The following is a 12225-nucleotide window of genomic DNA, read 5'->3' on the forward strand; positions in this document are numbered from 1 at the left end:
TGATTCTGTGCTGCAGTAATTATGTTCACTAGCGGTAGTTACCGTAGCATAGGCTTAGAGAAGATTTGAAATTAACTAACGTTAACTTTAGCTGTGTGAGTTAAATTGAGTTTAGTTTTAATAATGTTTTAACATTGATTTACAGGAATTATCATGATCCCAGAGCTCGGCCATTTCGCCCTCATTATCGGATTAGCTTTTGCTTTATGTTTAAGCATAGTGCCGCTAATAGGTGTTGCGCAGAACAATCAACAATTAATCAATAGTGCCAAACCTTTAAGCTTTGGTTTATTTTTCTTTGTCGGCATTAGTATTTGTTTATTAGCTTATAGTTTTACCGTCGATGATTTTTCAGTTAAATATATTGCCAATCATTCGAACAGCCTCTTACCTTACTATTTTAAAATTAGTGCGGTGTGGGGGGGGCATGAAGGCTCAATGTTATTTTGGGTATTCGCTTTAACTGGTTGGACCTTTGCCGTTGGTGTTTTTAGTAAACAATTAGAGCGAGAGTTTGTTGCACGCGTTTTAGCGGTCATGGGCATGATCGCTGTCGGTTTTATTTTATTTACCTTGCTCACTTCTAATCCATTTGAACGTTTGCTGCCTAATTTTCCAATGGAAGGGCGAGATTTAAACCCATTATTACAAGATATTGGTTTAATTATTCATCCACCAATGTTGTATATGGGCTATGTTGGTTTTTCTGTTGCTTTTGCCTTTGCTATTGCGGCTTTAATGGCGGGAAAAATGGACGCGGCTTGGGCTCGTTGGTCACGCCCTTGGACCGTAGCTGCTTGGTCATTTCTATCGGTTGGTATCGCCCTAGGTAGTTGGTGGGCTTATTATGAACTTGGTTGGGGCGGTTGGTGGTTCTGGGATCCTGTAGAGAACGTTTCATTTATGCCTTGGCTTGCAGGTACAGCGTTAATACATGCACTGGCGGTAACAGAGCAACGTAATACTTTTAAACACTGGACTTTATTACTGGCGATATTTACATTTTCATTGAATTTACTTGGTGCCTTCTTGGTACGCTCAGGGGTTATTACCTCAGTACACTCTTTCGCTGTTGATCCAGGGCGAGGTATGTACTTATTAGTCTTGTTAGCGATAGCGGTGGGCGGTTCATTAACCTTATATGCTATTAGAGCCTCTAATGTCAGCAGCCCTAATCGCTTTACGCTATATTCACGTGAAAATACTATTTTAGTTGCTATGTCGATTTTAATTACGGCAACCGTGACCATTTTATTAGGCACATTATATCCGCTGATTATTGATGCCATGGGATTGGGCAAAATTTCAGTTGGTGCCCCTTACTTCAATGCGGTATTTATTCCGATGATGATCGCGTTATTTGTTTTTATGGGCATAGGGCCACTTATTCGCTGGAAAAAAGCCCGCAAAGGCGAGCTATCTAAACACTTGAACTTTATTTCTATTTTTAGTGTCTTGTTCGGTATTATTTGGCCATTTCTGTTTGCCGGTGAATTCAACTTTATGGTCTTTGTTGGTATGACCTTAGGTTGCTGGATTGTATTAGCAGTATTAAAAGACGTATTTAATAACGCTAAACAAGCGGATGGACGTTGGAAGTTTTCAGCTGTTCCGCTTAATCATATAGGTATGGCTGTTGCTCATGCTGGTATTGCGATTACCGTTATTGGTGTCACTATGGTGTCTTCTTATGAAAAAGAAATTAATGTTAAAATGTCACCAGGTGAAAGTGTAAAGTTATCAGGCTATACCATTGAATTTGCAGGTACAAAAAATGTTTTAGGCCCTAACTATAGTGCCATTCAAGGTCAAGTTAATGTCTTACTTGATGGTGAGTTTATAACGCTATTAAAACCTGAACAGCGCACTTATACGGTCGAAAGCATGGGCATGACAGAAGCGGGTATACATACCAACTTATTACGTGATATTTATGTGGCGTTAGGTGACCCATTGGGCCAAAACTCTTGGTCAATGCGTTTATATTATAAGCCGTTCATTGTCTGGATTTGGTTAGGTGGGTTCTTCATGGCAATAGGTGGCTTTTTAGCGATATTGAGTAAACGTTATCGCAAGCGCGTATTAGCTACAGAAGAAAAGCTTAAACAATCTAACCCTGTCGTTTTACAAGAGGCATAAATTAATGAAAAGTATTATCCGTTTTATACCATTAATTTTATTTATTTTATTAGGGGTTTTACTTTATAGAGGCTTGTTTCTTAATCCTCAATCGATGCCGTCGGCTATGATAGGTAAACCTCTACCTGAGTTCGAATTACCAAGCTTAACAGCACCAGAGCAAATGTTGGGCCGTGATGATTTACAAGGTGATATTGTCTTACTTAACGTCTGGGCTACTTGGTGTATACAGTGTAAATATGAACACCCATATTTACTCAATATTGCTCAAGATCCACGTATTAAGCTCTATGGCCTTAATTTTACTGATGATCGTAATGCTGCCTTACAGTGGTTGAAGCAATACAAAGATCCCTATGTGCTATCTATTTTTGATGAGCAAGGGGCTTTAGGTTTAGATATTGGTGTTTTTGGTGCGCCTGAAACTTTTGTGATTGATCATAAAGGCATTATACGTAAGCGTTTTGCTGGGCCAATTAATGATATGGTATGGAAAAAAGAGTTCTTGCCGTTAATTGAGGTTATAGTAGCTGAAATGGCACAAGGGGCATCTTAATGAAGCATCAAGCAAAACACAATTATATAGCTAGGTTGCAAAAAACGATTGGCTTTGCAGTCAGTATTATATTGTTGAGTTTCTTGTCGATAAGTAGTGCTAATGCAAGTCCTGTTGACACTTTTCAGTTCAAAGATGAAGCAACTAAAGTACGCTTTCAAGTTTTATCGAAAGAGTTACGTTGTCCTAAGTGCCAAAACCAAAATTTAGCCGATTCAAACTCTAAAATAGCTGTCGATCTAAGGAAAAACTTGTATAACCTCTTACAAGAGGGCAAGAGCGATCAGGAAATTATCGATTTTATGGTTTATCGCTACGGAGATTTTGTGTTATATCGTCCACAATTAACCAAGCAAACCTATATTTTATGGTTTGGACCCCTGGTCATTCTGATGGGCTTTATTGTCAGTTTAATATTTGTTTTACGTCGACGTAGCAAACTTAAGGCAAGTGAGCTTAATCTATCGTCGAGCGAGCAAGCTAATTTGGATGATATTCTTAATAAGAAATAAAAATTAATCCCGCTACTTCGATGCAAAAATAGAGTAAGTGTTACAGTAACGCTTACTCTTTTTTGATCTAAAAGCTGAAATTGTGAAAGTCTATTTTCAAAGCAAGTTGGTGGTTATTTGACCGTTATTTCATCGCCAGAGTAAAAGAGTTTCATTTTCATTATTATTGGGCTAACATGCCCGTTCAAATTGTGATTTTAAAGCGTGTAAGTTGGTAAAATAACCTTGTTAGTTTGTTATTGGAGTGAAATTCACTTGTTCATTGGCAGGGTTACGGAACAACTAAAACGTATAATAGGGGTAAGTTAAAACCTCAAAAATCACACCGAAAGTACCATACCCTCGTGTAAAGAGATAAAGATGTTAGAAAATATTCGAGAAAGCTCTCAAGGATTAACCGCTAAGATTATTCTTGGTTTTATTATTTTAACCTTCGCTGTTGCTGGCATTGGTAGCTACAACAACTCTGTTGACACTTCTGTTGCAGATGTTAATGGTGAAAAAATATCACAAGATGAGTTTAATAAAGCTTATCAAGCACAGCGTAATCGCATGGCGCAGCAATTTGGTGATATGTTTGAAACATTATCGGCTGACCCTGGCTACATGAAAAACTTTCGTGATGGTGTAGTTGACAGTTTAATTAATCAAAAACTTGTTGACCAAAACTCAGCCTCGCTTGCTATTCGTGTGGCGGACCAACGTATTAAAAGTACTATTCGTAATATGCCAGAATTTCAAATTGATGGTATTTTTGATAATAATCGCTATTTAGCGATGATCAATCAAGCTGGCTTTTATCAGTCGTCTGATTTTCGTGATTATTTACGTACAGAAATGACGCGTCGACAACTGACGCAAGCGTTAGTTGCCAGTGAATTTAGCTTGCCTTATCAAGAAGACATATATACTGCGCTACAAAACCAGCAACGTGATATTCGTTTTGCAACCATTGATGCTGAGCAATTTAAAGCGACGGTGGAATTAAGCGACGAAGAAATTAATGACTATTACCTTGCTAATCAAACGCGTTTTGAAAATCAAGAGCAAGTCAAGGTTAATTACATCACGCTTGATGTTAATGATATTGCCAAGACAATAGTGTTAACCGATGCCGATATCGAAGCTTATTATCAAACGAACATAAGTCAATACCGTGATGAAGAACAACGCCGTGTTGCCCATATTTTAGTTGAATTTGGTGATGATGAAGCGAGTGCTAAAACCCGTGCCGATGCATTACTGGTAAAAGTTCATGCAGGTGAAGACTTTGCTACATTAGCAAAAGAAAATTCAGATGATACCTTCAGTGGTGAAAATGGCGGTGATCTTGATTGGATTGATGCTGGTGTTATGGATGCAGCCTTTGATGAAGCAGCGTTTGCTTTAACGGATATTGGCAGTGTTAGTGATGTGGTTAAAACAGATTTTGGTTTTCACATTATTAAATTAACTGATTATAAAGCTGAAAATGTCCAGAGCCTCGCAGACGTTCGTGATGTCTTAGTTGCTAAAGCGAAAAATGAAAAAGCACAAGATAAATTTTTTGAGCTACAGCAAGAAATTGCACGTTTAAGCTTTGAGTTTCCAGATAGTTTAGAAGACGCTGCTGGTGCGATAAATACCACAGTAAAAACTTCTGACTGGTTAACTCGTGGCAATAATATTGCACCGTTTAATGTTAGCGCTGTTGTCGATATTGCCTTTTCTGACCTTGTAATTAATGAACAATTAAACTCTGACATTGTTGAAGTAAGTGACAACTTAGCGATTGTAATGCGCTTGAATGAATATCAAGGAGCCAGCGTTAAACCATTAGCTGAAGTTAGCCCGCAAATTAGAGATATGCTTATTGCGCAAAAAGCTTCAGAAAAAGCACTAACTGTTGCAGATGAGCTATTAGTTGCATTTAAAGCGGGTACTGATATTACGGAGCAATTAGCAGAGATTGGTGCAACAATGGAAGTTAAAGCTTCGGTTGCTCGCGTTGGTAGTGGTTTAGATGCAAGTTTAGCTAGAGAAGCATTCAAATTACCTCGTCCTAACGAAGACACTGTTTCAGCAACAACCGTTAACTTAAGTAATGGCAACTTAGCATTATTAGAAGTACAAGCGGTGAACGATGGTGAAGTAACAGCGTCAGCTAATTTATCACAGCAATTAACCCAGCAATTAGCACAAGCGGCCTATTTAAGTTACATAGAATCGCTAAAAGCAGATGCGGATATTGTTCGTCGAGAAATAGCAGCACCAAGTTCTCAATACTAGCTTTTAAGAGCTCAATTCAAAAAAACCAGCCAACAGGCTGGTTTTTTATTATCAAAATTTCACTATTTAACCTAAGTTCGGGTTAATGGACTTTATAACCTGTTGATTCATAGTGTTATTGGCTAAATTATTCACGATATTTTTTAAGTGAAAGATTAAAAAAAGCGCAATGATGGAATTTAGGCGCTTAGCAAGGAATTTTTACAAACCAACAGCGAGCTATTGGGCGTAAAAATAACGCTGATAGGCGTTTAAATAGCATTGTTGGGTAAAGTAGCTTAACCCGAACTGGGGTTATTTTAGTTAACGGTGTAAAAGTTGGAAACGCTGGCTCATGATGAGCTTTTTAGTATATTTGTGCTGAGGCTTTTGCAATATATCAGTCGTTTTACCAACCTCTAAGACTTTACCTTTACATAACACCATCATGTCGTCACTGAAGTGCCTGACAATGCCTAGGTTATGAGAAATCAATATAAATGCTAATCCCATCTGCTGCTGTAAATCTAACAGCAAATTTATTATTTGAGAGCGTAGTGAGGGATCAAGTGAGGCTAATGCTTCATCAAGAATGATCACTTGCGGTTTCAAGATAATCGCTCGTGCTAATGAAATACGCTGCTTTTGACCACCAGAAAACATATGAGGGTAAAAACTCATATGTTCAGCCAGTAAACCTACTTTCTTTAAAGTGTCACGGATCAATTGATGACGTTCGGTTTCATCAAGATCGGTATTGAGTTGCAGGGGCTCATCTAATAGCTGCTCAATAGTCAGACTGGGATTTAAGGTTGTGCCTGAGTCTTGAAATATCATACGAATATGTTGGCAACGTTGCTTAAAATTTCCTGGTGCTAGCGTTTGACCATTTAAACGAATGTGACCGGTCGTCGGCAATTCAGCACCAACCAGTAACTTGGCTAAAGTGGATTTACCTGAGCCAGTTTCTCCAACAATGGCCAAAGTTTTATGCGCCATAATATCAAAAGATAGTGGCTCTAATGCGGCCACGCATTTACGGTTAAACCAGTAATTTTTATCTTTATAGGTTTTACTTAAATTAATAACTTGTAATAGCACATTACTCACGAGTAACTATCCTTTAATGGGAAATGGCAACTCACTTGATGACCATGAAAGTTTGTAATTTTCGGTGCGTGCACGCATTTTTGTTGCGCACGTGGACATCTAGGGCCTAAGCGACAACCGATAGGTAAATGTTGCAAAATTGGAATACTGCCAGGTAAGGTCATCAATCTGGACTTATTGGGTATCATTCTATTGGCTTTCGGACTACTGTCAACCAATGCTCTAGTATAGGGGTGATAAGGTTGATTAAATATTTGTTCGGTTGTGCCAGCTTCAACAAATTGGCCACTGTACATTACGGTGATCGCGTTAGTCCAATGGGTAACATTTTCTAAGTCATGGCTGATCAATAATATCGACATATTTTTCAGTTGATTTAGACTGGCGAGTAGGCGAAATATTTGCCCTTGATTAGTACTTTCCATTGCAGCAGTAGGTTCATCAGCAATGAGCAGCATAGGACGGCGTGCTAAGGCCATGGCTATCATAACTCGCTGACATAGTGCATCGGTTAATTGATGTGGAAAGCTTTTAACACAAACCTCGTGCTGCTTAATGCCCACTTTGTGCAATAAATTAATAGCAGCAAGTTTGCGTTGTTGTCGCTTTTGCCAAAAAAATCCGGTTAACTGCTCAACATCTACAGCTTCCTCTAGTTGCTCTCCTATGGTGGTGGTCGGATCTAAACAGGCCATAGGTTCTTGAAAAATCATTGCAACATCTTTGGATATAATGGCTTTTCTTTCTTCAGGCGAAAGTCGCATTAAATCATTACCTCGCCAGTGAAAACGGTCGGCATCAACTTTCCACTTTTCGTCGAGCACGCCAACAATGGCTTGTGCTAATAATGACTTTCCAGAGCCTGATTCGCCAACCAAACCTCTAACTTCGCCTTCTTTCATGGTTAAATTGACCCTGTCGACAGCAAGGATTGGTTGTGTTGTCGTCTGCAGTTCAATGGAAAGGTTTCGAATATCAATTAAATTCATTAATTTTCCTTGCGCACTTTAAGCGCATGACGCATGCCTTCACCGACGAGGTTTGTTGCAATAACTGAAAATAAAATTGCTAAACCCGGTAGATAAACGGTCCAAGGGGCAATATAAAAGAAGTCAATACCATTGGCTAACATTGCGCCCCATTCAGGCATAGGAATAGGAGCGCCTAAACCTAAAAATCCTAATGCGGCAATTTCGAGAATTGCTGTTGATTGAGCAAGTGTTGCTTGGCTAATTAATTTTTCGATAATATTAGGGAAAATTGAATACCACAATATTCTAATTGAGCTAGCACCATCAAGGCGTGATGCTAAGACATAATCCTTAGCAAACTCTTCTTTTACTGCGTTGCGAGTTATATGGACGAATTGCGGAATGAGCACCATAATAATTGCCCATAAAGTATTTTCTAAACCTGGGCCTAATATTGCAACAATGATAATGGCTAGCAGTAGCGACGGTATGGACAAAATAACATCGAGAAAGTGATTTAGAATGCTTGATTTAATCCCGCTAGTTAAGGCTGATAGTGAGCCAATAATCACGCCAATTATTAATGACGCCATAACGACAATAATACTTAAACCAAAGGTTAATGAGGCACCGTGCATTAAACGCGATAACATATCTCTACCTAGGTTATCTGTGCCCAGTAAAAAGCTAACATTACCTTCATCACTCCATGCTGGTGGCAATAACAAGTGATCTAGGTGGTTCTCTACAGAAGAGTATGGCGTGATGACACTCGCCAATACGGCCAAAGCAATGAGAAATAAAAAACAACCAAAACCAATCAAAACCACCGGTGGTTGTTTGAAGTTATGCCATAACTGCATTAATGGTGTAGGGAACTCTTCTTCGAGATAAATCTTATCACGTGCCATGATTAGGCTCCCGAGCTAAGGGGTTAAGCGCCGCATAGAAAAAATCAATAATAATATGGACAATAAATATAAAGCTTGATAGCACAATAAGTCCCCCCTGAATCGCCGTATAGTCGCGCTGATATATGCTTTCTATTAACCAGCGGCCAATGCCTGGCCAACTAAAAATCACTTCGGTAACCATGGCAATGGTTATAAGGTGAGCAAACTGTAAACCAACGTCCCGAATAACTTTAATTACCGCATTACGCATGGCATGTCGATAAATAATTTGACTAAAAGTTAAGCCCTTGGCTTTTGCTGCTTTAATGTAATGGGTGTCTAGAACCTCCAGCATGGCTGTTCGGGCTAAGCGCATAAAAATAGTTGCAGGTGCTAAGGCAACAACAATAACGGGTAAGATTAGGTGACGTGTAGCATCTTGAAAGGCTTGCCATTTATACTCACTATCGCTGAGTAAGATATCGATCAACTGCAAACCGGTTACATGTGGTATTTCGAATAATAGACTTATCTGACCTGCCGATGGTAACCAACCTAATTGAATAGAAAATACCAAGATAGCTAAGATCCCTAGCCAGAAAACGGGGATTGAATAACCAATCATTGCAATGGCTAATATAACGTTGTCAGCCGCTTTTCTGTGATAAATAGCCGCACAGAAACCAATAGGAATACCAAAAAACATAGCAACGAGCAGTGCGACACAGGTTAATTCGACTGTCGCGGGTAAACGGTTCATAATTTCTGTCATTATCGGTAGGTGACTGGTCATTGAATAGCCCATTTCACCGTGAAATAGATGACTGACGTAACTGAAATATTGTGTCAATAAACTTGCTTGTTGCTGATATTCATTAGCTAAAGCAGTTAATTGCTCAGCTGAGGCGTTTATTTGCCCTGTCAGATTAATTAATTGTTCACCAGGAAATAAAAAGCTCAAGCTAAAGGATAATATTGTTAATAGCCACATAGTAAAAAAGAATAAACTAAAACGTCGTAGAGTAAAAATTAGCATATTAGTTTTTGGTCACCCCATTGAAGTCGATGCCACCTATTGAGCGTAATAGACTACCGTTAATGTTGTTCGCTCTTGCTTGATACCTTTTAGAATGAGCAATAGGAATTAATGGTACCTCTTCATTAATTAATTTTAACGCCTTAGAATAATAGGCTTTTCTACGGTTAATATTACTGGTCTGCAATGCGCTTTGGATAAGTTGATCGAACTCTTCATTACACCAAAAGGTTCTATTACTACCGGTAATTGCTGATGCGCAGCTGAGTAATGTTGAAAAAAAGTTGTCTGGATCTGGGTGATCAGCAGACCAACCTAATAACACGCTTTGGTGTTCACCCTCGGAGATTTTTCGTAAAAAAGTAGCCCATTCATAGTCAAAAACTATTTCTACATCGACACCTATTTTTTGTAAGTCAGCTTGGATAAGTTTTGCCATAGTCACAGCGTCAGGGTTATAAGCTCGCTGTACCGGCATCGCCCATAAGTCCATTGAAAAACCTTCGCTATAGCCAGCTTCCGCTAGCAATGCTTGAGCTTTAGTTATTGAATACTCTTGACTTGTTATTGATGAATCATAGGCCCAAGAAGAGTTTGGGATCAAACCATCTGCAATTTCAGCTTGTCCGGTATAAACGGTTTCTAGAATTGCTTGTTTATTTATCGCGTAAGATAGCGCTTTTCTAACTAACGGGTCGTTAAATGGGGGCTTACTGGTATTAAAACCAAAATAGCCGACATTAAAGGAAGTGACCGACTCCAAAGTGAGGTTGGGGTGCTGCTTAATTTTTTCATGGGCGATTGGGTAGGCAATAATGTCACATTCACCGGCTAATAATTTCGTTAAGCGTCCGGTATCTCGTGGTGTGATATCAAACACTAATTGTTTAAGTTCAGACTTACCACGCCAATAATTGGCATGAGGTTCATAGCGAATAAACGCACCAGAGCTATATTGTTTAAATTTAAATGGCCCTGTGCCAATTGGCAGCATATCTATTTCTTGCATAGTGTTCAGTTCAACTAATTCATCAGCATATTCTTTTGACAAGATAACGGCTGAATTACCACCAATATTGGCGAGAAATGAGCTATCAGAATGTGTTAATTGAAAGCGAATGGTGTAGTCGTTGATTTTTTCTATACTATCAATCAAATTAACTAGTTGGGCATTCTGAAAGAAAGGATATTTACCGCCAGAAATGGGGTGATATTGATGATTTTCATCAAGCATACGGTTAAAGCTAAACAATACGTCATCAGCGTTGAGAGTGCGTGTTGGCGAAAAGTAGGTTGTTTGATGAAACTCAATATCTTTGCGTAAATAGAAAGTTACCATTTTACCATCGCGTGTGACATGCCATGATTTTGCGATAGCTGGAATAATTGAATTATCAGTAGGGTTAAATTCTATTAAACGGTTATACAACTGATTGGCTGTTGCATCTATGGTAGTACCAGAGGTAACGGTTTGGGGATTAAAACTTTCAGGTGCGCCTTCACTGCAGTAAATAATACTTTTTTTACTTAAAGAAAGCGTTTCGTTTGAGTCACAGCCCGATAGCACTATGATAAATAGTGCCAAATAGTTGTAATAGTTGAATTTACAGTAAGTCATAGTGAATACTTATTCTTCGTCTGCACTACTTGAATCAAGTAAATTATATTTTTTTAAGTAGCCTCTTAATTGATGATAGGTTAATTCTAAGGCATCAGCTGTTTTCTTTTGATTATATTGGCAATTAGCCAGTGCTGACTTGATCAAATCGACTTCATAGTCCTGTGACAAGGTTTTTAACGACAATGGGAATTGCAAAGCTTTGGCCATAGGTTGGATTTTCTGTACTAGTTTTTTTGGTGTTTCAATGCTCTGTTCAGCAATATCGCTTGTTGGTGTGGCAATAATTCGATCTTGAGTTTTAATGCGTTTAGATGGGCGATAAGGAGATTCAAATGGGTCAATCACTAGCTCGTGCACTGGTAAGTGTGGGTTGTTACAGCGATAAACACTACGTTCAACCACATTTTTTAATTCACGAATGTTTCCCGGCCAGTGATATTCAAGCAGGGCGCGCTTAGCTTTTTCGGTAAAGCCGCTGAAAAGTTCAAACTCGAGTTCACGTGCCATATTAATGGCAAAGTGTTCAGCTAATACCAGTATATCGTCTAAACGTTCACGCAACGGCGGTAGTGTTATAACATCAAAGGCTAATCTATCTAAAAGATCAGCTCGAAATTCCCCTGCTGCTGCCATTGATGGCAAGTCTTCATTGGTTGCAGCGACGAGTCGAGCATTGGTTTTAATAGTTCTTGAGCCACCAACACGTTCAAATTCACCATATTCAACAACGCGCAATAGTTTTTCTTGAATTAACCCTGAGGTATTGGCAATTTCATCTAAAAATAATGTGCCGTTATCTGCACGTTCAAAACGACCTTCATGGCGCTTACTTGCACCAGTAAAAGCGCCACTGTCATAACCAAATAACTCACTTTCTAATAAATTTTCATTTAATGCGGCACAATTGAGTTTAAGATAATTTTGATCCCAGCGCCTTGACAAATAATGTAAGCGCGCAGCGACCAGCTCTTTACCGGTACCGCGTTCACCAATAATGAGTACCGGTTTACTTAAGGGGGCGATCTGAGAAATTTGCTCTAAAACTTCTAAAAAGTTATTAGATTGACCAATGAGGTTATCTTGTTGATTGAAACGTGCCATTTACTGACCTAATAATTGGTTTTTTTCACTAACAAATAG

The 12225-nt window shown here is 38.9% G+C and carries 10 protein-coding genes; 4 read left to right on the forward strand and 6 right to left on the reverse strand.

What is annotated here, in order from left to right; translation table 11 throughout:
* The first annotated feature begins 153 nt into the window (after positions 1 to 153).
* The 4 genes from FGD67_RS16845 (at position 154) to FGD67_RS16860 (ending at position 5475) form a co-directional block, all read left to right on the forward strand.
* On the forward strand, positions 154 to 2139 hold the full coding sequence (locus FGD67_RS16845) for a heme lyase CcmF/NrfE family subunit (RefSeq protein WP_257172229.1): 1986 nt from the start codon (positions 154 to 156) through the stop codon (positions 2137 to 2139).
* 4 nt (positions 2140 to 2143) lie between these two features.
* A complete protein-coding gene (locus FGD67_RS16850) occupies positions 2144 to 2695 on the forward strand; it encodes a DsbE family thiol:disulfide interchange protein (RefSeq protein ID WP_257172230.1) in 552 nt (183 codons plus the stop codon).
* Complete coding sequence (locus tag FGD67_RS16855) at positions 2695 to 3207, forward strand: cytochrome c-type biogenesis protein (RefSeq protein ID WP_257172231.1); 513 nt, start codon at positions 2695 to 2697, stop codon at positions 3205 to 3207. Before FGD67_RS16850 ends, FGD67_RS16855 begins: the two co-directional genes overlap by 1 nt.
* A 360-nt stretch (positions 3208 to 3567) precedes the next feature.
* The gene (locus FGD67_RS16860; protein ID WP_257172232.1) at positions 3568 to 5475 is read left to right on the forward strand and encodes a SurA N-terminal domain-containing protein; all 1908 of its coding nucleotides are present in this window, start codon (positions 3568 to 3570) and stop codon (positions 5473 to 5475) included.
* 303 nt (positions 5476 to 5778) lie between these two features.
* Here the strand turns inward: FGD67_RS16860 and FGD67_RS16865 are convergent, their stop codons facing one another.
* Genes FGD67_RS16865 through pspF form a run of 6 tightly spaced genes read right to left on the reverse strand, consistent with a single transcriptional unit; the run spans position 5779 to position 12186 of the window.
* A complete protein-coding gene (locus FGD67_RS16865; RefSeq protein WP_257172233.1) occupies positions 5779 to 6564 on the reverse strand; it encodes an ATP-binding cassette domain-containing protein in 786 nt (261 codons plus the stop codon).
* Positions 6561 to 7553: an oligopeptide/dipeptide ABC transporter ATP-binding protein gene (locus FGD67_RS16870; protein WP_257172234.1), complete on the reverse strand. Its 993-nt coding sequence runs from the start codon at positions 7551 to 7553 to the stop codon at positions 6561 to 6563. The genes FGD67_RS16865 and FGD67_RS16870 overlap by 4 nt, the downstream gene beginning before the upstream one ends.
* On the reverse strand, positions 7553 to 8446 hold the full coding sequence (locus tag FGD67_RS16875; protein WP_257172235.1) for an ABC transporter permease subunit: 894 nt from the start codon (positions 8444 to 8446) through the stop codon (positions 7553 to 7555). The genes FGD67_RS16870 and FGD67_RS16875 overlap by 1 nt, the downstream gene beginning before the upstream one ends.
* Positions 8436 to 9464 (reverse strand): ABC transporter permease subunit, encoded by a 1029-nt coding sequence (locus tag FGD67_RS16880; RefSeq protein WP_257172236.1) that lies wholly within the window; start codon positions 9462 to 9464, stop codon positions 8436 to 8438. The genes FGD67_RS16875 and FGD67_RS16880 overlap by 11 nt, the downstream gene beginning before the upstream one ends.
* A gap of 1 nt (position 9465) precedes the next feature.
* Positions 9466 to 11082, reverse strand: a complete 1617-nt coding sequence (locus FGD67_RS16885; protein ID WP_257172237.1) for an ABC transporter substrate-binding protein — start codon at positions 11080 to 11082, stop codon at positions 9466 to 9468.
* 9 nt (positions 11083 to 11091) lie between these two features.
* Positions 11092 to 12186 carry a phage shock protein operon transcriptional activator gene (gene pspF / locus FGD67_RS16890; RefSeq protein WP_257172238.1) on the reverse strand — a complete coding sequence of 365 codons (1095 nt, stop codon included), beginning with the start codon at positions 12184 to 12186 and terminating at the stop codon, positions 11092 to 11094.
* Between the last annotated feature and the right edge of the window lie 39 nt (positions 12187 to 12225).

The sequence above is a fragment of the Colwellia sp. M166 genome (genome assembly GCF_024585285.1).
Lineage (GTDB): Bacteria > Pseudomonadota > Gammaproteobacteria > Enterobacterales > Alteromonadaceae > Cognaticolwellia.